Genomic DNA, 19,113 nt, shown 5'->3' on the forward strand with positions numbered 1-19,113 from the left:
CAGCAGCCGGCTCGGTTGCCACTCAGGATGAAACGGCTCGCTCCTCAGACCGCTCAAGCTGAGGCCGCGACCCTCGGCCTTGCTGCCCGCAGATGCGGCAGCACTGCCGTTGGCGACCGGCTGCTCTCGCCGGCCGGCAGGATCTCGCCATCGAACCGCGGAGCAAGGCCCTGACGAGCGGCCGCCGGCACGCGAAAAACTTCACGATGCCCAGGGCCGACAGGTTTGCCTCTTCAACCGTCCATGACTGGCACAATCGACGGACTTCGCTCCCTCCGTCGCCGACGCAACTGCCTGTGGAAACCACGCTAGCCGAGCCGCTTCAGTCCGCCCTGTCGGGGGTCGCGCGCATGCTGGTGCATGCCGGCAAGCTTCAGGCCAAGGCCGCCGAAGACCTGGTCAAGCAGTCGCGCGAAAAAAAGATCAGCTTCGTCAACGCGGTGATCGCCAGCGGCCAGGTGTCGCCGGCCGATCTGGCCCACACGCTGTCGAGCGCCCTGGCCCTGCCGCTGCTGGACCTGTCGGCGATGGACCTGCAACGCATGCCGCAGAACGTCATCGACGCGAAGCTAATGCAGCAATACCAGGTCGTGGCGTTGTCACGGCGCGGCAGCCGGCTCTTTGTGGGCGGAGCTGACCCGACCGACCTCGAGGTCATCGAGCGTATCAAGTTCGCGACGCAGTTGCAGCCGGAATGGGTCATCGTCGAGCACGACAAGCTGGCCAAGATGCTCAGCACGGCCGGCGCCAGTGCAGCAGAGGCGCTGGAGTCCATCGCTGGCGGCGAGTTCGACTTCGACATCGCCGAGGAGGACGCCGCGCCGCAGCAGGAGGCGGCCGAGCTCGCCGACGTCGAGGACGCGCCTGTCGTTCGTTTCCTGCAGAAGATGCTGGTCGACGCCATCAATCTGCGCGCCTCCGACCTGCATTTCGAACCCTACGAATTCCACTACCGCGTGCGCTTCCGCGTTGACGGCGAACTTCGCGAGATCACGCAGCCGCCCATTGCCATCAAGGACAAGCTGTCCTCGCGCATCAAGGTGATCTCGCGGCTGGACATCGCCGAACGCCGCGTGCCCCAGGACGGGCGCATGAAGCTGAAGTTCGGCGCCAAGTCCATCGACTTCCGGGTCAGCACGCTGCCCACGCTGTTCGGCGAGAAGATCGTCATCCGTATCCTGGACTCCTCCTCGGCCAAGCTCGGCATCGACGCGCTGGGTTACGAGAAGATCGAGAAGGAGCGGCTGATGGCGGCCATCTACCGGCCCTACGGCATGGTGCTAGTGACCGGGCCGACCGGCTCGGGCAAGACGGTGTCGCTCTACACCTGCCTGAACATCCTGAACCAGCCGGGCGTGAACATCTCGACCGTCGAGGATCCGGCCGAAATCAACCTGCCGGGCATCAACCAGGTCAACGTCAACGACAAGGCCGGGCTGAACTTCTCGGCGGCGCTGAAGTCCTTCCTGCGCCAGGACCCGGACATCATCATGGTCGGCGAAATCCGCGACCTGGAGACGGCCGACATCGCCATCAAGGCCGCACAGACGGGCCACATGGTCATGTCGACGCTGCACACCAACGACGCGCCCAAGACGCTGACGCGCCTGCTGAACATGGGCGTCGCGCCGTTCAACATCGCCTCCAGCGTGCTGCTGATCACCGCACAGCGCCTGGTGCGGCGGCTGTGCGAGAACTGCAAGGCGCCCGCCGACTACCCACGCGAGGCCCTGCTCAAGGCCGGTTTTGTCGATGAGGATTTCGACGGCAGCTGGAAGCCCTATCGCGCCGTCGGCTGCAGCAATTGCACAAATGGTTACAGGGGCCGCGTCGGCCTTTACCAAGTGATGCCCATCACCGAGGACATCCAGCGCATCATCCTTTCCGAGGGAACGGCGATGGACATCGCCGAACAGGCCAAGAAGGAAGGCGTGCGCGACCTGCGACAGTCGGGCCTCGTCAAGGTCCGGGTGGGCGTCACGACGCTCGAAGAAGTCCTGTCGGCCACCAACGAATAACAGTCGCGAGGAGAGCGCATGGCCACCGCCACCGCTGCAGCAAAAGGCGTCAAGGATTTCGTCTTCGAGTGGGAAGGCAAGGATCGCAACGGCAAGATCGTCAAGGGCGAGTTGCGCGCCGGCGGCGAAGCCATGGTCAGCGCCACGCTGCGCCGCCAGGGCATCCTCGTCAACAAGGTCAAGAAGCGCCGCTCCAGTGGCGGCACGTCCATCAAGCAGAAGGACATCGCCATCTTCACGCGCCAGTTGGCGACGATGATGCGCGCCGGCGTGCCGCTGCTGCAGTCCTTCGACATCGTTGCCCGCGGCGCGACCAACCCGCGCCTGACGCGGCTGCTCAACGACATCCGCCAGGACGTCGAGACCGGCACCAGCCTGTCCTCGGCTTTCCGCAAGCATCCGATGTACTTCGATGCGCTGTACTGCAACCTCGTCGAGGCCGGTGAGGCGGGCGGCATCCTGGAAGCCCTGCTGGACCGGCTCGCGGTCTACCAGGAGAAGACCGTTGCCATCAAGAACAAGATCAAGTCGGCCCTGACCTACCCGGTGGCCGTCATGGTGGTGGCCTTTGTCGTCGTCGCCGTCATCATGATCTTCGTCGTGCCCGCCTTCGAGGACGTGTTCAAGTCCTTCGGCGCCGACCTGCCGGCGCCGACGATGATGGTCATCGCGATGTCCAAGTTCTTCGTCGCCTACTGGTGGGCGATCTTCGGCTCCATCGGCGGCGGCATCTACTTTTTCCTGCAGAGCTGGAAGCGCTCCGAGGCGATGCAAAAGCGCATGGACCGACTCCTGCTGAAGGTGCCCGTGTTCGGCGACCTGATGTTCAAGTCGGCCATCGCGCGCTGGACGCGCACGCTGTCGACGATGTTCGCCGCCGGCGTGCCGCTGGTCGAAGCCCTGGACTCGGTCGGGGGCGCCTCGGGCAACGCGGTGTTCGCGGAGGCCACCGAACAGATCCAGCGCGACGTCTCGACCGGCGCCGCGCTGACGACCTCGATGCAGGCCACCGGCATCTTCCCGACGATGGTGCTGCAGATGTCGTCCATCGGCGAGGAATCGGGCTCGCTGGACCACATGCTGGGCAAGGCAGCCGAGTTCTACGAGGACGAGGTGGACGAGGCCGTCAAGGCGCTGTCCAGCCTGATGGAGCCCTTCATCATCGTCATCCTCGGCGGTCTGATCGGCGGCATCGTCGTGTCGATGTACCTGCCCATCTTCAAGCTCGGCTCGGTGGTCTGACGCCGCACGGGCGCGGGGCCAAGGCGGCCGCGCCCGTCCACCATGGGAAGGCGGTCAGACTCCCGCCTGTCCCGCCCCTTCATTTCACGCGCCCGCCATGCCTCTTGCCTCCATCGACTGGTCCGTCTGGCTCTCGCCCTGGGTACTGGGAATCCTGGGCCTGTGCATCGGCAGCTTTCTGAACGTCGTCATCCACCGCATCCCGCTGATGCTGGAGCGCCAGTGGCTGCACGAGTCCGCCGCCCAGCTGACCGACGCGGATGCGATGGCGCGCGTCATCGGCGTGCCCAGGACCGAGACGCAAACGCTGGCCAAAGCCGTCGACGCCTATGGCACCAAGATCGAGGCCCTGGCGCCCTTCAGCATCTCCAAGCCGCGCTCGCGCTGCCCGCACTGCGGCCATCAGCTGCGCTGGCACGAGAATCTGCCCGTCGTCGGCTGGCTGCGCCTCGGCGGCAAATGCGCCGCCTGCAAGGCGCCGATCTCCAGGCGCTATCCCCTCGTCGAGGCCGTCACGGGTCTCGCCTTCGCTGCCCTCTCCTGGCGCTTCGGCGCTCAGCCGACGACGCTGCTCTGGTGCGGCTTCGTTGCCGCGCTGATCGCGCTGGCCATGATCGACTGGGACACGACGCTGCTCCCGGACGCCATCAACCAGCCCCTGCTGTGGGCCGGCCTCCTGGCCGCGCTCATGGGCTGGACGATCCCGCTCGACAAGGCCCTGATCGGTGCGCTCGCCGGCTACCTGTCGCTGTGGTCGGTCTACTGGCTATTCAAGCTGGCCACCGGCAAGGAGGGCATGGGCTATGGCGACTTCAAGCTGCTGGCCGCGCTCGGAGCCTGGCTGGGTTGGCAGATGATCCTGCCCATCGTGCTCGGCGCCTCAGCCATCGGCGCGATCGTCGGCATCGTTATGAAGATGAACGCCGGCCTGCGCGAGGGCCGCTACGTGCCCTTCGGCCCCTTCCTGGCTGGGGGCGGGCTGGTCGTGCTGTTCGCGGGCCAGGCCACCGTGCTGGGCTGGCTCGGCTGGGCATGACGGGATGCGCGCGGGCCTGACCGGCGGCATCGGCAGCGGCAAGAGCACGGTCGCCGGCTTTCTGCGCGAGGCAGGCGCCACAGTCGTCGACACCGACGCGATCTCGCGCACCCTCACCCTGCCCGGCGGCGCGGCCATGCCGGCGGTCGCCCGCGAGTTCGGCACGGACTTCGTCGCCGCCGATGGCGCGCTGGACCGCGAGCGCATGCGGGCGCTGGCCTTCTCCGACGTCGGCGCCAAACGCCGCCTGGAAGCCATACTGCATCCCTTGATCTCGGCCGAGGCGCTGGCCCAGGCTGGGGCGGCCACGTCCCGGCTGGTCGTCTTCGACGTGCCGCTGCTGGTGGAGTCAGGCCGCTGGCGATCGCGCGTCTCGCGGGTGCTCGTCGTCGACTGCTCCGTCGAGACACAGATCGCGCGCGTGCTGCAGCGCCCGGGCTGGACCCGCGAGCGCGTTGGCGGCGCACTCGCCGCTCAGACGACTCGTCAGGCCCGCCGTGCGGCGGCCGATGCGGTGCTGCTGAACGACGGCCTCCCGCTCGCCACGCTCAGAAACGAGGTCATGCGCCTGGCCGTGCGCTGGGGCTGTGAAACAATCGCGGCGCCCTGACTGAAGTTGCCGCCGTGGTCCTGTACGAGTACCCGTTCAACGAGAGCATCCGCACGATGCTCCGCCTCGAACACCTGTTCGACCGCCTCGGTGCCCTGATGGCCCGCGATACCGCGCTGGATCATCATTTCGCGCTGGTCACCCTGTTCGAAATCCTGGACGTCGCCTCGCGCGCCGACCTGAAGAGCGACCTGCTCAAGGAGCTCGAAAAGCACAAGGTCCAGTTCAATGCCTATCGTGGCAGCGCCGGCCTCGACGAAGCACGGCTGGACGAGGTCGTCGCCCGCATCGACGGCGCCTTCCAGCGCCTGAACGCCGTGGCCGGCAAGACCGGCGTGGCCCTGACCAGCAACGACTGGCTGATGAGCATCCGCAGCCGCATCAGCATTCCCGGCGGCACCTGCGAGTTCGACCTGCCTGCCTACTACAACTGGCAGCAGCTGCTGCCGGTGCGCCGCCGCAAGGACCTGATGGGCTGGGCCCAGACGCTGATGCCGCTGGCCGAAGCCCTGCAGGTGCTGCTGGGCCTGCTGCGCGACTCGGGCACGCCGCACAAGGTGGCCGCCACGGCCGGCCAGTTCCAGCAAAGCCTGCCGGCGGGCCGCGTCTACCAGTTGCTGCGCATGCGCATCGACCCCAGCCTCGGTCTCATCCCCGAGATCTCGGGCCACCGGCTGATGGTTTCCATCCGCCTGATGCGCCAGGACGAAGAGGGCCGCCTCAAGCTAGCCCAGGAAGACGCCGGTTTCGAGCTGGCCCTGTGCGCATGAGCGGCGAAGCCAAGCCGCGCATCGTCCGCTGCCCGCAGTGCGGCGGCGACAGCGTCTTCTCGCCCAGCAACAAATGGCGGCCGTTCTGCAGCGAACGTTGCCGCCAGATCGACCTCGGCGCCTGGGCCAGCGAGAGCTTCCGCGTGCCGGCCACGCCGCCCCAGGACCCCGACGAGCTCGGGCCCGGCGGCGAGCCGCTGATGCACTGATCAGGCGTTCAGCAGACGCCTGGACACTAGCTCGCGCCGCGCGCTGGCGGCATCGGTGAACAGGAAGGCCTGCCAGTCGCGCGCCAGCGCCGCATCGACATTGACCGGATGGTCGTCGAGGAAGAGCAGCTCCTGCGGCGGCACGCCGAAATGCCGCTCGGCCATGCCGAACATCTCCGCACTGGGCTTGATCTGCTTGACGCGGCCGGAGAACAGGCCGGACTCGAACCAATCGGCAAGCGGATAAGTCTTGCTGAGGTGATCGGCAAACGGCTCCGGCATGTTGGACAGGAAGTGCAGCGTGTGGCCGGCAGCGCGCAGATCGCGGATCAAGACGAGGGTGGCCGGGATGGGCATCAGTTCGTCCGGCACGGCGCGCACGACGGCAGCCACCTCGCCCTGCGGCCAGCCGGTGCGTGCGGCAATGCGGCGCACGACCTCGTCGGCGCTGACCAGCCCCTGATCGAACAAGCCCCAGTCGCCGCCGTAGTTCTGGAAAAAGGTCGCCGCGGCGGCCGCACCCTGCTCCAGCGTCTCGATGCGGTGCGGCCACAGCCGGGCCAGGAAGCTGGCCGGATGCCAGCGGAACAGCACGCCGCCGAAGTCGAAGACGATCCTCATGCCGACACCAAGCGGGCCAGCAGACCGGCCGTCGAACCGTCCAGGCCGGCTGCATCGCCCGACTCAAGGCGCGGCAGCAACTGGTTGCATAGCGCCTTGCCCAGCTCCACGCCCCACTGGTCGAAGCTGTTGATGCCCCACAGCGCGCCGGTCACGAAGACGCGGTGCTCGTAGAGCGCGATCAGCGCCCCCAGCGAGCGCGGCGTCAGCGCGTCCAGCACCAGCGTTGTGCTCGGGCGGTTGCCGGGAAAGCTGCGATGGCGGGACAGGACATCGCGGTCCAGCGTGGCAGAGGCGGTGGGCGCCTTCTCGGCCAGTGCCTCGGCGGCGGTCTTGCCCTGCATCAGGGCCTGGCTCTGCGCGAGGCAGTTGGCCAGCAGCTTGCGGTGCTGGTCGGCCAGCTTGTCGGCCAGTTCACCGCTGGCACCATGGTTGGGGCGCTTGACGGCGATGAACTCGACGGGGATCACGTCCGTGCCCTGGTGCAGCATCTGGAAGTAGGCATGCTGGCCGTTGGTGCCGGCCTCGCCCCAGACGACGGGCGAAGTGCTCAGGCGAAGCGCATTGCCGTCCAGGTCCACACCCTTGCCGTTGCTTTCCATCTCCAGCTGCTGCAGGTAGGCCGGCAGGCGGCGCAGGCCCTGGTGGTAAGGCGCGACGCTGCGGCTCGTGAAGCCATGGAAGTTGCGGTACCAGATGTCGACGAGGCCCAGCAGCACCGGCAGGTTCTGCGCCAGCGGCGTGCTGGCGAAGTGCTGGTCCATCGCATGTGCGCCAGCCAGCAGCGCGCGGAAGTTGTCGGCACCGACGGCAATGGCGATGGGCAGGCCGATGACCGACCACAGCGAGTAGCGGCCACCGACCCAGTCCCAGAAGCCGAAGGCCGTGTCGATGCCGAAGGCCGCTGCGGCCGCGGTGTTGCTGCTGGTGGCGACGAAGTGGCGCGCGATGTCCGTGCCACCGGCGGCCAGGAACCAGGCCTTGGCAGCCTGGGCGTTGGCCAGGGTCTCCTGCGTCGTGAAGGTCTTGGACGCGATGACGAAGAGGGTGTGCGCGGGATCGAGGGCGCGGAGCACGGGCGCCAGATCATGGCCGTCGACGTTGGAGACGAAGTGCAGCTTCAGGCCCGGTGCGCGGAAGGCTTCCAGCGCCTGCACGACCATCGCCGGGCCGAGGTCGCTGCCGCCGATGCCGATGTGCACGACGTCGGCGATGGCGCCGCGTTCGCCACGCCGCACGCTTTCGGCAAACGCCAGCATCGCGTCCAGGGATGCCTGCACCTCGGCGTTGAAGGGCGCCTCGCTGCCAGCCGGCGCGCGCAGCGCCGTGTGCAGCACCGCGCGGCCTTCGGTGTGGTTGACCGGGTCGCCTCGCAGCAGCGCGTCGCGGCGCGCCTCCAGGCCGCAGTCGCGGGCCAGCTTCAGCAGCAGGGCCAGCGTGGCGGCGTCGATGCGGTTCTTGGACAGGTCGGCAAAGACTTCAGGCGCCTCGAAGGACAGTGCGCCGAAGCGGCCTGCGTCGGCCTTGAAGGCCTCGCGGATGTCGAAGCCGCGACCGCTCGCGGCACCGTCTTGGTCGAAATGGGCCTGAAGTTCAGCCCAGACGGGCGAGAGGTCGCAGCGTGTCGTCATGGTCAGGCGGCTTCGATGAGCTTGTCGAGCTTGCCGGCGTCTACGGCGAACAGACGGATGCCCTCGGCCAGCTTCTCGGTGGCCATGGCGTCCTCGTTCAGCGCGAAGCGGAAGGCGGCTTCGTCAAGCTTGACGGCCGGCATGGCAGCGGTCTTGGCCGGATCGAGTGCGCGCTCCAGCTTGGCATCGGTCGCCTGAAGCTGGGCCAGCAGATCGGGGCTGATGGTCAGCAGGTCGCAGCCGGCGAGCGCTTGGATCTGGCCGATGTTGCGGAAGCTCGCTCCCATGACCTCGGTCTTGATGCCGTGCTGCTTGAAGTAGCCGTAGATCTGCGTCACCGACTTGACGCCTGGATCGTTGACGCCCGCCATCGTGGCCTCGTCCCAGCTCGAACCGGCCGACTTCTTGTACCAGTCGTAGATGCGGCCCACGAAAGGCGAGATCAGCTGCACCTTGGCTTCGCCGCAGGCCACGGCCTGCGCGAAGGCGAACAGCAGCGTCAGGTTGCAGCGGATGCCCTCGCGCTCCAATTCGGCGGCGGCCTGAATGCCCTCCCACGTGGAGGCAAGCTTGATCAGCACGCGCTCGCGGCCGATGCCCGCAGCCTCGTACAGCGCAATGATGCGGCGCGCGCGCGCCAGGCTGGCGGCCTTGTCGAAGGACAGCCGCGCATCGACCTCGGTGGACACACGGCCCGGCACGACCTTGAGGATCTCCAGGCCGAAGCGAACCAGCACGTGGTCGACGATCTCGTCCAGCGGCTGGCCGCGGTGGGCGTCGACGGTGGCCTTCAGCAGTGGCGCGTAATCCGGCGATTGCACGGCCTTCAGGATCAGCGAAGGATTGGTCGTCGCGTCACGCGGGGCGAACTGAGCCAGTTGCAGGAAGTTGCCTGTGTCGGCAACGACGGTGGTGAAGGCTTTGAGCTGGTCGAGCTGGTTCATGGTCTGCCTGTCTTCGGGTCGACTGGATTGACCCGACGAAGAAACTGCTGCATAGTATTTCACGAAACTTAGTTACACAACGGTTAGCGCTCCTGCGGAAGCGCTGGCCTGGAGACCCCGCTGATGTCCTTCGATCTCGTGTTCTTTGGTGGTACCGGCGACCTGACGTGGCGCAAGCTGATGCCTGCACTCTTCCAGGCCTTCCGGCACGGCAAGCTGCCCGAAGGCGGTCGCATTCTCGCCGTCGCGCGTGACGAGCAGACCGATGAGCGCTACCGCGAATGGCTGAAGGAGCGCTTTCGCGAGGTCGAGGCGGGCAAGCGCCCGAGCGACGAGGAGTTCGAGCGCTTCGCCGGGCTCATCCACTACCGCCGCATGGACCTGTCCCAGCCCGAGCATTACCAGGGGCTGAAGGACTGGCTGGATGCGCGCGATGCCGACACCGTCGTCCTCTACCTTGCCACCAGCCCGCATCTGTTCACCGGCATCTGCCAACAGCTGGGCGCCGTGGGCCTGAACCACGACAAGGTGCGCGTCGTGCTCGAAAAGCCGCTGGGCCACGACCTGGCCAGCGCCCAGGAGATCAACCGCACGGTGCGCTCGGTGTTCGCCGAGCGCCAGGCCTTTCGCATCGACCACTACCTCGGCAAGCCTTCGGTGCAGAACCTGATGGCCTTGCGCTTCGGCAACGCGTTGTTCGAGCCGCTGTGGCGCCGCGAGAGCATCGCCAACATCCAGATCACGCTGGCCGAGCAGCTCGGCGTCGGCACGCGCGGTGCCTTCTACGACGGCACCGGCGCCCTGCGCGACATGATCCAGAACCATGCACTGCAATTGCTGACCATGATCGCGATGGAACCGCCGGCCAGCAACGACGCCGACGCGATCCGCGACGAGAAGCTCAAGGTGCTACGGGCGCTGAAGCCCTTCACGCGCGAGTCGGTGGGCCGAGACGTCGTGCGCGGCCAGTACCGCGCCGGCATGTGCGGCGGGCATCCCGTGCCCGGCTATCTGGAAGAGGTCAAGGTGCCGGCGGACAGCCCCTGCGAGACCTTCGTGGCTCTGCGCACCGAGGTCGAGAACTGGCGCTGGGCCGGCGTGCCCTTCTACCTGCGCACCGGCAAGCGCCTGGCCGCGCGCGACGCCCAGATCGTCGTCAACTTCCGCCCCGTGCCGCACCAGATCTTCCCGGGAGCCAGCCTGCCCAACCGCCTCGTCATCAAGTTGCAGCCCGAGGACGGCCTGGAGCTGCAGCTTCTGGCCCAGAAGGGAACCGGCCACGGCGAGCAGCTGACGCCGGTCACGCTGGACCTGGACTTCGACAAGGCCTTCGCGGCCCAGCGCGTCGGCGCCTACGAGCGCCTGCTGCTGGAAGCCATCGCCGGCCGCCTGAACCTGTTCGTGCGCAGCGACGAGCAGGAGCAGGCCTGGCGCTGGGTCGAACCCATCCTCGACGCCTGGGCGGCCGATGGCAACGGCCCACGCCCCTATGCCGCCGGTTCCTGGGGCCCGGCCGCCGCGAGCGCGCTGGTGGCGCGTGACGGCTTCAGCTGGGCGGAAGAGCAATGAAGGCCGCAGCGCTGGGCCGCCCCAAGCAAGGCTGCGCCCTGCTGGAGGGCCGCGAAACCTACCCGTTGAGCGGGGAGTCAACATGAGCATCCTCGAACGCGTGAAGGCGGCCCTGCCCGCCCTGCCCCCGGCCGAGCAGCGGGTCGCCAAGCTGCTGCTGGCCGATGCGCGCAGCTTCGCCAGCCTGCCGGTCAGCGAGCTGGCGGACCGCTCGCACGTGTCCAAGCCGACGGTGGTGCGCTTTTGCCGCAGCGTCGGCTACGACGGCCTGGCGGACTTCAAGCTCAAGCTCGCCGGCAGCGTCAACGAGGGCGTGCCCTTCGTCCACCGCGCGGTGGACGAGGACGACAAGCCGCAGGACATCATCGTCAAGGTCGTCGACAACGCCGTCGCCGCGCTGCTGCATTACCGCAACGACGCCGCCAGCCATGCCTTCGAGCGCGCCATCGACGCGCTGGCCGACTCGGCGCGGCACGGCCGGCGCATCGAGTTCTACGGCGTCGGCAACTCCGGCATCGTGGCTCAGGATGCCCAGCACAAGTTCTTCCGCCTCGGCGTGAACACCGTCGCCACCAGCGACGGCCATGTGCAGCTGATGAGCGCCACGATGCTGCAGCCGGGCGACTGTGCCGTCATCATCAGCAATTCCGGCCGCAGCCGCGACCTGCTGGACGCGGCCGAGATCGCGCGCAAGAAGGGCGCGACCATCATCATCATCACGGCCAGCGCGTCGCCGCTGGCGCAGCTGGCGCTGGGCCCCAGCCAGATCCTGCTGGCGGTGGACCACCCCGAGGACTTCGACCGCTACAGCCCCATGGTGTCGCGGCTGCTGCACCTGATCGCGGTGGACATCCTGACGACGGGTGTGGCGCTGCGCCTGGGCCAGCACCTGCGGCCCGTGCTGCAGGAGATCAAGAAGAACCTGCGCGCCAAGCGCTACGCGGGCTGAGACGGCTCAGGCCGCCGTTGTTGGCGGCCACAGAAGCTCGGCGACGCCGTAGACGCGGGCCAGTTCGCGCAGTTTGTCGGGCGCATCGCTCAGCTTGAGCGTCGCGCCCTGTTCGCCGCACTGGCGCGCGGCCGACAGCAGCAGGCTCAGCGCCGACGAGTCGAAGTCCGTCAGCTCGGCAGCCGACAACCTCACCTCGCGCCCGGCCGCGGCCAGCACCTGGGCAGCCTCGGCACGCAGGGCCGGCGACATCTGCGCCCAGGCGGCGCGTGCGCCGTCCATGCGCAGCCGCGTGGGCAGCTTCAGGCCGCTCAAGATCAGCCCTTGGCGGTGGCCGGAGCGCTGGCCTTGGCGTTCTTGTCGGCCAGGCTCTTGATCAGGCCGTCGATGCCGTTGGCGCCGATCTCCTGGGCGAAGCTGTTGCGGTACTGGTCCGCCAGCCAGATGCCGAGCACGTTGACGTCATAGATCTTCCAGACGTCGCCGGTCTTCTCCAGGCGGTAATCGAGCTGGATGGGGTCACCCTTGCCGCGGATCTCGGTGCGCACGACAACTTCGGTGTCGGTCGGCTGGGCGCGCAGGGGCTTGAGGCCGATGGTCTGGTCCTTCACCTGGGTCAGCGCGCCGGCGTAGGTGCGCACGAGCAGGGTCTTGAACTCGGCCTGCAGCTTGCCCTGCTGGTCGGGCGTGGCCTGGCGCCAGAAGCGGCCGACGGCCGAGGCCGTCATGCGCTGGAAGTTGACGTGGGGCATCACCTTGGCGTCCACCAGGGCAATGATCTTGCCGATGTTGCCGGCCTGGATGTCCTTATCGGCCTTGACGGCCTCGATGGTCTCCAGCGAAAGCTGGCGGATCAGCTGGTCGGGTGCGCCGGCATCGGCCGCATGGGCGGCATGCACGAGGCCCAGGCCAAGGGAGGCCACGGCGAGCAGGCGGCGCAGGGAAGTCAGCAAGGTCATGGTGTCGCTTTCTCTGAACGGGACCGACGCTCAACGCGCCAGCCCGGACTTTGGTTCACCGCGTCGCCGCTGAGGCGGGTTCGGCGGGTTTTTTCACAGTGGCGACCGGCTCCGGGGCCGCCGGGGAAGAAGCGGCCGAAGCGGCAGCGGTCGGCGCCGAGGCGCCGCTGCCAGGCACCAGCACCTCGACCTCTTCGTCATCATCGAAGCTGCCGCGCCGCTGAAGATAGGCATCGCGGTAAAAGGTGTATTTGTCCAGCGCAATGCCTTCGAGCATGTCGCCAGCACGCAGGAAGTTGGCGCGCGCGTTGACGATGTTCAGCGAGGTGATCAGCACCTTCTTGCGGCCGTCGTCGAACACCACGGACGGCGAGGCCTGCCAGTCCACCGGCAGCGCCAGCGAGTCGCGAACCGATGAGGGGCCGAACAGCGGCCAGACGATGTAGGCGCCCGTGCCCATGCCCCATTTGCCCAGCGTCTTGCCGAAGTCCTGGCTGTTCTTCTCCAGGCCGGCCTCGGTGGCGACATCCAGCACGCCGACCAGGCCGAAGGTGGAGTTGACGGCAAAGCGCATGCCCTGCTCCACCCCCGCCTTGAAGCGCCCCTGCAGCAGCAGGTTCACGGCCGACCAAGCGTCGCCGATGTTGCCGAAGAAGTTGTCGATGCCGGTGCGGATGGGCGCCGGCACGATCTCGGAGTAGGCCGTCGCCACGGGCTTGAGGACGTTGGCGTCCAGGCTCTCGTTGAAGGCGAAGACCTTGCGGTTCCAGGATTCCCAGGGGTCCAGCTTCTGGCCCTTGGAGCCCATGACCTTGTCGACCGCCCGCTCGATGCGCGTGCCCACGCCCTTCACGGTCTGGCAGCCCGCCAGGCCGAGCACGAGGGTCAGCAGCGCCAGGGCACGGAGGAGGCGGCTCACGGCTTGCCTCCCGGTGCCGGCGCGGTACTGCCCATGTCCGACGCCTTGCTGTTAATGAACTGGCCGATCAGGTTCTCGAGCACGACGGCGCTCTGCGTCTGGCGAATCACGTCGCCGGCGGCCAGGTTCTTCTCGTCGGCGCCGGGCTCCAGACCGATGTACTGCTCGCCCAGCAGGCCTGCGGTCAGGATCTTGGCCGAGCTGTCTTTGGGGAAGAGCGTGGCCTTGTGCAGGTTGAGCACCACCTTGGCCTGAAAGGTCTTGTCGTCGAAGCTGATGGACTCCACGCGGCCCACCACCACGCCGGCGCTTTTCACCGCCGCACGCGCCTTCAGTCCGCCGATGTTGTCGAAGCGCGCCGACACCTGGTAGGTCTCGTCGAAGTTGAGGCTCAGCAGATTGCCCGCCTTGAGCGCCAGGAACAGCAGGGCCGCGCCGCCGATCAGCACGAAAAAACCCACCCAGGCGTCGTATCGAGAGGATTGCATCCTTCCTTCTCCCTAAATCGAAAACATCAGCGCGGTCAGCATGAAGTCCAGCGCCAGCACGGCGAGGGACGCCAGCACGACGGTGCGCGTCGTGGCGGCCGACACCCCCTCGGGCGTCGGGCTGCAGGTATAGCCCTGCAGCAATGCCACGAAGGTGACGGTCACGCCGAACACCAGGCTCTTGATGACGCCGTTGCCCACATCGGCGAACACATCCACGCCGCCTTGCATCTGCGACCAGAACGCACCGGCGTCGATGCCGATCAATGGCACCGCCACCAGCCAGCCGCCGATGATGCCGACCGCCGAGAAGACTGCCGCAAGTAAGGGCATCGCGATGAAACCGCCCCAGAAGCGCGGCGCGAGCACGCGCTGCACCGGATCGACGGCCATCATCTCCATGGCGGTCAGCTGCTCGCCGGCCTTCATCAGGCCGATCTCGGCCGTCAGCGAGGTGCCCGCCCGGCCGGCGAACAACAGCGCCGAGACGACGGGCCCCAATTCACGCACGAGGCTGAGCGCCACCAGCAGGCCCACGGCCTCCGCCGAACCGTAGCGCTGCAGCGTGTAATAGCCCTGCAGTGCCAGCACGAAGCCGACGAACAGCCCGGACACGCCGATGATGGACAGCGAGCGGTTGCCCAGATAGAAGACCTGCTCGCGCACCAGGCCGAAACGCGCCAGCGCCCTGGGCGAACGCGCCAGCAGACCGAGGAACAGCCGCGCCGCGGCGCCGACGTCGACGAGCGTCAGGCGCAGGCCCGCGCCGATGCGCTTGGCCAAGCCCATCATGCCGACACCCCGAAGTCCTCGCCCACCGGCCGGGCCGGCTGATGAAAGCGCACCGGCCCGTCGGCCTCGGCGCCGACGAACTGGTGCACCAGCGGGTCGTCGCTGTGGCGCAATTCCTCGGGCGTACCCTGGGCCACGACGCGGCCGTTGGCGATCATGGCCACCTCGTCGGCGATCTCGAAGGTCTCGTGCAGATCGTGCGACACGATGATGCTGGTCAGCCCCAGCGCGTCGTTCAGGTCGCGGATCAGCCGCGCGGCCACCCCCAGGGAAATGGGGTCCAGGCCGGCGAAGGGCTCGTCGTAGAGCACCAGATCAGGGTCCAGCGCGATCGCGCGGGCCAACGCGACGCGGCGCGCCATGCCGCCCGAGATCTCGCTGGGCAGCAGGTCGCGCGCGCCCCGCAGGCCGACGGCGTTGAGCTTCATCAGCACCAGGTCGCGGATCATGGCCTCGGACAGATCGGTGTGCTCGCGCAGCGGGAAGGCGACGTTCTCGAACACGCTGAGGTCGGTGAAGAGTGCGCCGAACTGGAACAGCATGCCCATGCGCCGGCGCACGGCATAGAGGCCGGACAGATCCAGCGGCGCCAGGTCCTGACCGTCAAACAGCACCTGGCCGCTCAAGGGTCGCAGCTGCCGGCCGAGCAGGCGCAGCACGGTGGTCTTGCCGCCGCCCGAGGTGCCGATCAAGGCCAGCACCTTGCCGCGTTCGAGCTTGAGGTTGACGCCATTCAGGATGACGCGGTCGCCATAGCCGACGCTGACGTTACGCAGTTCGATCAGGGGTGCGGTTGCCGGAGGGTTCACGCGGGCGGGCCGGAGCCAGGCGGAAGAAAGGGCGCCATGATAGGGGAAACACCAAGAGCCCCCGGGTTGGCACTGGGGAAGGCTGACGTCATGACGATCCATGCTCCTGGCGGAGATCCGAATTCGCCCCCTGAGGCGTTACGTCTGCTTGCGTTCATCGACGCCTGGAAACCACGTGGCGGGCGTGCAAGCGTGCGCCAGTTCACGAATCGCGGCCGGGCCGCGACCAGCGTTCGCCGCTCCGCGACGAGCGGTATCGCGCCCATCGCGACCGACACCAAAATACCTGCCACTGCCATGCAAAGCGCCATCATGCCCCGCACTCTCCGACTCACCGCCGCCCGCACCGCTCAAGGCTTCACGCTCATCGAGTTGATGATCACCGTGGCCATCATCAGCATCCTGGCTGCCGTGGCAGTGCCGCAGTACAAGGACTACGTGACGCGTGGCCGCATTCCCGATGCGACCTCCGGCCTGTCTTCCAAGCAGGTGCAGATGGAGCAGTTCTTCCAGGACAACCGCACCTATGTGAACGCGCCGGCCTGTGCCAGCGACACCACGACAAGCAAATACTTCGACTTCGCCTGCACCGCCGGCAGCGTCACGGCCAGCGCCTACGTGCTCACGGCCACGGGCAAGAGCTCCATGGCCAACTTCAACTACACGGTGAACCAGGCCGGCGCCAAGTCCACCACGGTGCCGACGGGCTGGACGGCGTCCACGACCTGCTGGGTCACCAAGAAGGACGGCTCGTGCTGACCGTCAGCCCGCAGCGCGGCGTCAGCCTGATCGAGGCCATGGTGGCCCTCGTCATCATGGGCGTGCTGCTCGCGGTCGCGGCGCCGAGCTTCGGCCCGTGGATCGCCGGCACGCGCATCCGCTCGACCGCCGAAGGCCTGCTGGCCGGCCTGCAGTACGCCAAGAGCGAGGCCACGACGCGCAACACCCAGGTCCGCTTTCAGCTGACCACGACGCTGGATGCCACCTGCGCGCGCAGCACGAACACCGCGAACTGGGTCGTCGACATCGTCGACGCAAACGCCGCTGCGGATTCCGTCGAGGGCCAGTGCAACGCGGCCCCGAGTGACACCGTAGCGCCAAGCATTCTTCAAGTGCGTTCCGCCACCGAAACCGGTCGCGGCGTCGTGGTGGCCGCCGACGCCGCCCAGGTTGTCTTCAACGGTCTGGGCCGCCAGGTGCCGATCAGTCCGGCCACGACAACGGCCGCCGTCACCATCGACATCACCCCCGCCACCAGCGTCGGCCGATGCGTCGCCAACGGCGGCAAGGTGACCTGTCTGCGCATCGTCGTCTCGACCGGCGGCCAGGTGCGCATGTGCAACCCCACCGCCGCCTCGGGCGACCCGCAAGCATGCTGAACTCCCGCCGCCCCCAATCCGGCGTCATGCTGCTGGAAGTGCTGATCGCGCTGCTGATCTTCGCGCTCGGCGTGCTGGGCCTGGTTGGCCTGCAGGCCAATGCGATCAAGCAGTCCGGCCAGGCCAAGTACAGGACGGACGCGACCCTGCTGGCCAATGAGCTCATCGGCCAGATGTGGATCACCAGCCGCGATTTCGCGACGCTGAACGCGGCCTTCACCAGCAACGCCGGCGGCGGCCCCGGCTACCTGGCCTGGAAGACCAAGGTCGCGGCCGAGCTGCCCGGCGCCGCCACCTATCCCCCGACAGTGACGTTCACCAGCGTCGCGCCGCTGAACGCCATCGTGGGCGCCGCCAGCGCCGTGCCCGTCGGCCTGACGCCGAGCACGCGCGTGACCATCACGATGCGCTGGAAGGCACCCGGCGAGCCCGCCGCGGACCCCGCCCACAGCTTTGTGCTGACCAACGAGATCAAGTGATGCGCCGCCCCTCCTCCCAGCGCAGTGCCCGCGGTTTCAGCCTCGTCGAGCTGATGGTCGGCATCGTCGTCGCGATGGCCGCCGTCATCGTCATCACGCAGATCTTCAAGGTCTCCGAAGGCCAGCGACGCAACACCACCGGCGGCGACGACGCGCAGACGACTGGCGCGATCGCCGTCAGCCTGCTGCAGCGAGACCTGCGCCAGGCCGGCCAGGGCTTCAGCAACACGCACATGCTGGACTGCAGCCTCAACCTCGGCAACGGCCGCAGCATCGCGGAGCTGGTGCCGGTCTTCATCAACCCGCCGGGCATTCCCGACGGTGACAACGACACCGACATCCTCGTCGTCAGCTACGGCTCGGGCTGGGGCTCGCCGGAAGGCAGCCTGATCAATTCACAGCCCGGCGCGGCGACCTACTCCGTCACCGCACCGCAGGCTTTCCAGGTCGGCGACCGCGTTGTCGCCACTCCCCAGAACCGCGCCGCGCCCTGCACGCTGGACCTGACCAGCCTTGCCACCGCCCCCGCGGCGACGAACGTGACCGTGGCCCTCGGCACGCCCAACGTGTCCAACGGCACACTGTTCAATCTCGGCCGCACGCCGCGCTTCGTCGCCTACGCCGTGCGCTCCGGCCGGCTGACGAGCTGCGACTTCCTGACGCAGAACTGCGCCGACGCCGCCCCGGTCAACTGGACCGAGGTCGCCGACGGCGTCGTCAGCCTGCGTGCCGAGTATGCGAAGGACACCAGCGCGACCCGGGATGCCGCCGTCGACACCTACGACCAGACCGCGCCGACGACCTGGTGCGGCTGGTCGCGCGTCGTCGGCCTGCGCCTGGCCCTCGTCGCGCGCAGCCGCCAGGCCGAGACCAGCAACGTGGCCGCCAGCGCCCCGAGCTGGGCCGGCTCCGCGCCGATCACGCTGAGCTCGACCAACGCCGACTGGCAGCTCTACCGCTACAAGACCTTCGAGACCACCGTGCCGTTGCGCAACATCCCCGGCGCCACGGACGTGGCATTCGCGACATGCCCGCCATGAACACCCGCTTCACCCACTCGTCCCGCCAGCACGGCCTGGTGCTGGTGCTGGCCCTCATCGTGCTCGCCGCGATGTCGCTCGCGGCCATCGGCCTGATGCGCGGCGTGCTCGGCAGCAACCGCGTAGCCGGCAACCTGGCCTACCAGCAGGCCGCCTTGCAGGCTGCCGACGTGGGCGTCGAGACGGCCATCGCATGGCTCGAGCAGAAGACGCAAGAGCTGGAGCAGCGCAATGCAGCCCCGGCACCGATGACCCCGGCCAACAAGCTCTTCAACAACATCGCCCAGAGCGCGACCGAAACCTACAGCTACATCGCCACGCGCGCCGACCCGCCCGCCAACCAGACCTGGGAGGGGTTCTGGCAGACGCTGGTGACGGCCAACGTGGTCAACGCCCTGCCCGCGGACGCCGCGGGCAACCAGGTCTCGTTCGTCATCCACCGCCTCTGCGCCAACGCGGGCGAGCCGACGGTCAGCCGCTGCGAGGCAGTCCCCGTGCTGCCGGCGGCCATCCAGACCAGCAGCAAGTCCAGCAGCCTCAAGCTTAAAGAGGCCAGCCAGGTCTATTACCGCATCACGGTGCGCGTGCAAGGCACGCGCAACGCCACCAGCTTCATCCAGGCCATGGTCGCCATCTGAGCGGCGCCGCC

General features: G+C 67.9%; 22 protein-coding genes. 13 read left to right on the top strand and 9 right to left on the bottom strand.

Annotation, left to right across the window (positions count from 1 at the left end):
* Positions 1 to 350 precede the first annotated feature (350 nt).
* From pilB to AC07VX_RS00670, 6 genes are all read left to right on the top strand, one after another.
* Entirely contained in the window at positions 351 to 2,018 is a 1,668-nt protein-coding gene (pilB, locus tag AC07VX_RS00645; protein WP_493163851.1) for a type IV-A pilus assembly ATPase PilB, read from the top strand.
* A gap of 18 nt (positions 2,019 to 2,036) precedes the next feature.
* Positions 2,037 to 3,260, top strand: coding sequence for a type II secretion system F family protein (locus tag AC07VX_RS00650; RefSeq protein ID WP_493163669.1), 1,224 nt, complete (start codon positions 2,037 to 2,039; stop codon positions 3,258 to 3,260).
* A 97-nt stretch (positions 3,261 to 3,357) separates the two neighbouring features.
* Entirely contained in the window at positions 3,358 to 4,296 is a 939-nt protein-coding gene (locus AC07VX_RS00655) for a prepilin peptidase (protein WP_493163668.1), read from the top strand.
* 4 nt (positions 4,297 to 4,300) lie between these two features.
* Positions 4,301 to 4,906 (top strand): dephospho-CoA kinase, encoded by a 606-nt coding sequence (gene coaE, locus AC07VX_RS00660; RefSeq protein WP_493163667.1) that lies wholly within the window; start codon positions 4,301 to 4,303, stop codon positions 4,904 to 4,906.
* A gap of 14 nt (positions 4,907 to 4,920) precedes the next feature.
* Complete coding sequence (gene zapD / locus AC07VX_RS00665; RefSeq protein WP_493163666.1) at positions 4,921 to 5,676, top strand: cell division protein ZapD; 756 nt, start codon at positions 4,921 to 4,923, stop codon at positions 5,674 to 5,676.
* Entirely contained in the window at positions 5,673 to 5,885 is a 213-nt protein-coding gene (locus AC07VX_RS00670) for a DNA gyrase inhibitor YacG (RefSeq protein ID WP_493163665.1), read from the top strand. The genes zapD and AC07VX_RS00670 overlap by 4 nt, the downstream gene beginning before the upstream one ends.
* On the opposite strand, the gene AC07VX_RS00675 is transcribed toward AC07VX_RS00670, so the two are convergent.
* The 3 genes from AC07VX_RS00675 to tal are packed head-to-tail and all read right to left on the bottom strand — an operon-like array spanning position 5,886 to position 9,081.
* The gene (locus AC07VX_RS00675; protein ID WP_493163663.1) at positions 5,886 to 6,506 is read right to left on the bottom strand and encodes an HAD family hydrolase; all 621 of its coding nucleotides are present in this window, start codon (positions 6,504 to 6,506) and stop codon (positions 5,886 to 5,888) included. It lies immediately after the preceding gene.
* The gene (gene pgi / locus AC07VX_RS00680) at positions 6,503 to 8,137 is read right to left on the bottom strand and encodes a glucose-6-phosphate isomerase (RefSeq protein ID WP_493163662.1); all 1,635 of its coding nucleotides are present in this window, start codon (positions 8,135 to 8,137) and stop codon (positions 6,503 to 6,505) included. The genes AC07VX_RS00675 and pgi overlap by 4 nt, the downstream gene beginning before the upstream one ends.
* Before the next feature lie 2 nt (positions 8,138 to 8,139).
* Entirely contained in the window at positions 8,140 to 9,081 is a 942-nt protein-coding gene (gene tal, locus AC07VX_RS00685) for a transaldolase (RefSeq protein WP_493163661.1), read from the bottom strand.
* A 123-nt stretch (positions 9,082 to 9,204) separates the two neighbouring features.
* On the opposite strand from tal, the gene zwf reads away from it, so the two are divergent.
* Both zwf and AC07VX_RS00695 read left to right on the top strand, forming a co-directional pair.
* Positions 9,205 to 10,650 carry a glucose-6-phosphate dehydrogenase gene (gene zwf, locus AC07VX_RS00690; RefSeq protein WP_493163660.1) on the top strand — a complete coding sequence of 482 codons (1,446 nt, stop codon included), beginning with the start codon at positions 9,205 to 9,207 and terminating at the stop codon, positions 10,648 to 10,650.
* Between the two features lie 88 nt (positions 10,651 to 10,738).
* A complete protein-coding gene (locus AC07VX_RS00695; RefSeq protein ID WP_493163850.1) occupies positions 10,739 to 11,599 on the top strand; it encodes a MurR/RpiR family transcriptional regulator in 861 nt (286 codons plus the stop codon).
* A gap of 6 nt (positions 11,600 to 11,605) precedes the next feature.
* Here AC07VX_RS00695 and AC07VX_RS00700 read toward each other — a convergent pair whose 3' ends face one another.
* From AC07VX_RS00700 to AC07VX_RS00725, 6 genes are read right to left on the bottom strand one after another with little or no spacing between them, the layout of a single operon-like run.
* Complete coding sequence (locus tag AC07VX_RS00700; RefSeq protein WP_493163659.1) at positions 11,606 to 11,914, bottom strand: STAS domain-containing protein; 309 nt, start codon at positions 11,912 to 11,914, stop codon at positions 11,606 to 11,608.
* A 2-nt stretch (positions 11,915 to 11,916) separates the two neighbouring features.
* Positions 11,917 to 12,558 carry an MlaC/ttg2D family ABC transporter substrate-binding protein gene (locus AC07VX_RS00705; RefSeq protein ID WP_493163658.1) on the bottom strand — a complete coding sequence of 214 codons (642 nt, stop codon included), beginning with the start codon at positions 12,556 to 12,558 and terminating at the stop codon, positions 11,917 to 11,919.
* Between the two features lie 55 nt (positions 12,559 to 12,613).
* Positions 12,614 to 13,477 (bottom strand): MlaA family lipoprotein, encoded by an 864-nt coding sequence (locus AC07VX_RS00710; protein ID WP_493163657.1) that lies wholly within the window; start codon positions 13,475 to 13,477, stop codon positions 12,614 to 12,616.
* The gene (gene mlaD / locus AC07VX_RS00715) at positions 13,474 to 13,965 is read right to left on the bottom strand and encodes an outer membrane lipid asymmetry maintenance protein MlaD (RefSeq protein WP_493163656.1); all 492 of its coding nucleotides are present in this window, start codon (positions 13,963 to 13,965) and stop codon (positions 13,474 to 13,476) included. Before mlaD ends, AC07VX_RS00710 begins: the two co-directional genes overlap by 4 nt.
* 12 nt (positions 13,966 to 13,977) lie before the next feature.
* The gene (gene mlaE / locus AC07VX_RS00720; RefSeq protein WP_493163655.1) at positions 13,978 to 14,757 is read right to left on the bottom strand and encodes a lipid asymmetry maintenance ABC transporter permease subunit MlaE; all 780 of its coding nucleotides are present in this window, start codon (positions 14,755 to 14,757) and stop codon (positions 13,978 to 13,980) included.
* Positions 14,754 to 15,566 carry an ABC transporter ATP-binding protein gene (locus tag AC07VX_RS00725; RefSeq protein ID WP_493163653.1) on the bottom strand — a complete coding sequence of 271 codons (813 nt, stop codon included), beginning with the start codon at positions 15,564 to 15,566 and terminating at the stop codon, positions 14,754 to 14,756. The genes mlaE and AC07VX_RS00725 overlap by 4 nt, the downstream gene beginning before the upstream one ends.
* A gap of 312 nt (positions 15,567 to 15,878) precedes the next feature.
* Here AC07VX_RS00725 and AC07VX_RS00730 point away from each other — a divergent pair, with 312 nt between their 5' ends.
* The 5 genes from AC07VX_RS00730 to AC07VX_RS00750 are packed head-to-tail and all read left to right on the top strand — an operon-like array spanning position 15,879 to position 19,102.
* Positions 15,879 to 16,325 (top strand): type IV pilin protein, encoded by a 447-nt coding sequence (locus tag AC07VX_RS00730; RefSeq protein WP_493163652.1) that lies wholly within the window; start codon positions 15,879 to 15,881, stop codon positions 16,323 to 16,325.
* A complete protein-coding gene (locus AC07VX_RS00735; protein WP_493163651.1) occupies positions 16,319 to 16,945 on the top strand; it encodes a pilus assembly FimT family protein in 627 nt (208 codons plus the stop codon). Before AC07VX_RS00730 ends, AC07VX_RS00735 begins: the two co-directional genes overlap by 7 nt.
* Positions 16,939 to 17,424 carry a type IV pilus modification protein PilV gene (gene pilV, locus AC07VX_RS00740; RefSeq protein WP_493163650.1) on the top strand — a complete coding sequence of 162 codons (486 nt, stop codon included), beginning with the start codon at positions 16,939 to 16,941 and terminating at the stop codon, positions 17,422 to 17,424. The genes AC07VX_RS00735 and pilV overlap by 7 nt, the downstream gene beginning before the upstream one ends.
* Complete coding sequence (locus tag AC07VX_RS00745) at positions 17,424 to 18,464, top strand: PilW family protein (protein WP_493163649.1); 1,041 nt, start codon at positions 17,424 to 17,426, stop codon at positions 18,462 to 18,464. Before pilV ends, AC07VX_RS00745 begins: the two co-directional genes overlap by 1 nt.
* Complete coding sequence (locus AC07VX_RS00750; protein ID WP_493163648.1) at positions 18,461 to 19,102, top strand: PilX N-terminal domain-containing pilus assembly protein; 642 nt, start codon at positions 18,461 to 18,463, stop codon at positions 19,100 to 19,102. Before AC07VX_RS00745 ends, AC07VX_RS00750 begins: the two co-directional genes overlap by 4 nt.
* Positions 19,103 to 19,113: the final 11 nt, after the last annotated feature.

The organism is Roseateles sp. GW821-FHT03B02 (assembly GCF_059421025.1).

What these genes read in the sequence shown, in the direction of transcription:
- pilB (WP_493163851.1), top strand. Translation starts at nt 351, where the DNA reads ATGCTGGTGCATGCCGGCAAGCTTCAGGCCAAGGCCGCCGAAGACCTG.
- AC07VX_RS00730 (WP_493163652.1), top strand. Translation starts at nt 15,879, where the DNA reads ATGCCCCGCACTCTCCGACTCACCGCCGCCCGCACCGCTCAAGGCTTC.
- AC07VX_RS00675 (WP_493163663.1), bottom strand. Translation starts at nt 6,506, where the DNA reads ATGAGGATCGTCTTCGACTTCGGCGGCGTGCTGTTCCGCTGGCATCCG.
- pilV (WP_493163650.1), top strand. Translation starts at nt 16,939, where the DNA reads ATGCTGAACTCCCGCCGCCCCCAATCCGGCGTCATGCTGCTGGAAGTG.
- AC07VX_RS00655 (WP_493163668.1), top strand. Translation starts at nt 3,358, where the DNA reads ATGCCTCTTGCCTCCATCGACTGGTCCGTCTGGCTCTCGCCCTGGGTA.
- mlaE (WP_493163655.1), bottom strand. Translation starts at nt 14,757, where the DNA reads ATGATGGGCTTGGCCAAGCGCATCGGCGCGGGCCTGCGCCTGACGCTC.
- coaE (WP_493163667.1), top strand. Translation starts at nt 4,301, where the DNA reads ATGCGCGCGGGCCTGACCGGCGGCATCGGCAGCGGCAAGAGCACGGTC.
- AC07VX_RS00750 (WP_493163648.1), top strand. Translation starts at nt 18,461, where the DNA reads ATGAACACCCGCTTCACCCACTCGTCCCGCCAGCACGGCCTGGTGCTG.
- tal (WP_493163661.1), bottom strand. Translation starts at nt 9,081, where the DNA reads ATGAACCAGCTCGACCAGCTCAAAGCCTTCACCACCGTCGTTGCCGAC.
- AC07VX_RS00650 (WP_493163669.1), top strand. Translation starts at nt 2,037, where the DNA reads ATGGCCACCGCCACCGCTGCAGCAAAAGGCGTCAAGGATTTCGTCTTC.
- mlaD (WP_493163656.1), bottom strand. Translation starts at nt 13,965, where the DNA reads ATGCAATCCTCTCGATACGACGCCTGGGTGGGTTTTTTCGTGCTGATC.
- AC07VX_RS00670 (WP_493163665.1), top strand. Translation starts at nt 5,673, where the DNA reads ATGAGCGGCGAAGCCAAGCCGCGCATCGTCCGCTGCCCGCAGTGCGGC.
- AC07VX_RS00705 (WP_493163658.1), bottom strand. Translation starts at nt 12,558, where the DNA reads ATGACCTTGCTGACTTCCCTGCGCCGCCTGCTCGCCGTGGCCTCCCTT.
- AC07VX_RS00745 (WP_493163649.1), top strand. Translation starts at nt 17,424, where the DNA reads ATGCGCCGCCCCTCCTCCCAGCGCAGTGCCCGCGGTTTCAGCCTCGTC.
- pgi (WP_493163662.1), bottom strand. Translation starts at nt 8,137, where the DNA reads ATGACGACACGCTGCGACCTCTCGCCCGTCTGGGCTGAACTTCAGGCC.
- zwf (WP_493163660.1), top strand. Translation starts at nt 9,205, where the DNA reads ATGTCCTTCGATCTCGTGTTCTTTGGTGGTACCGGCGACCTGACGTGG.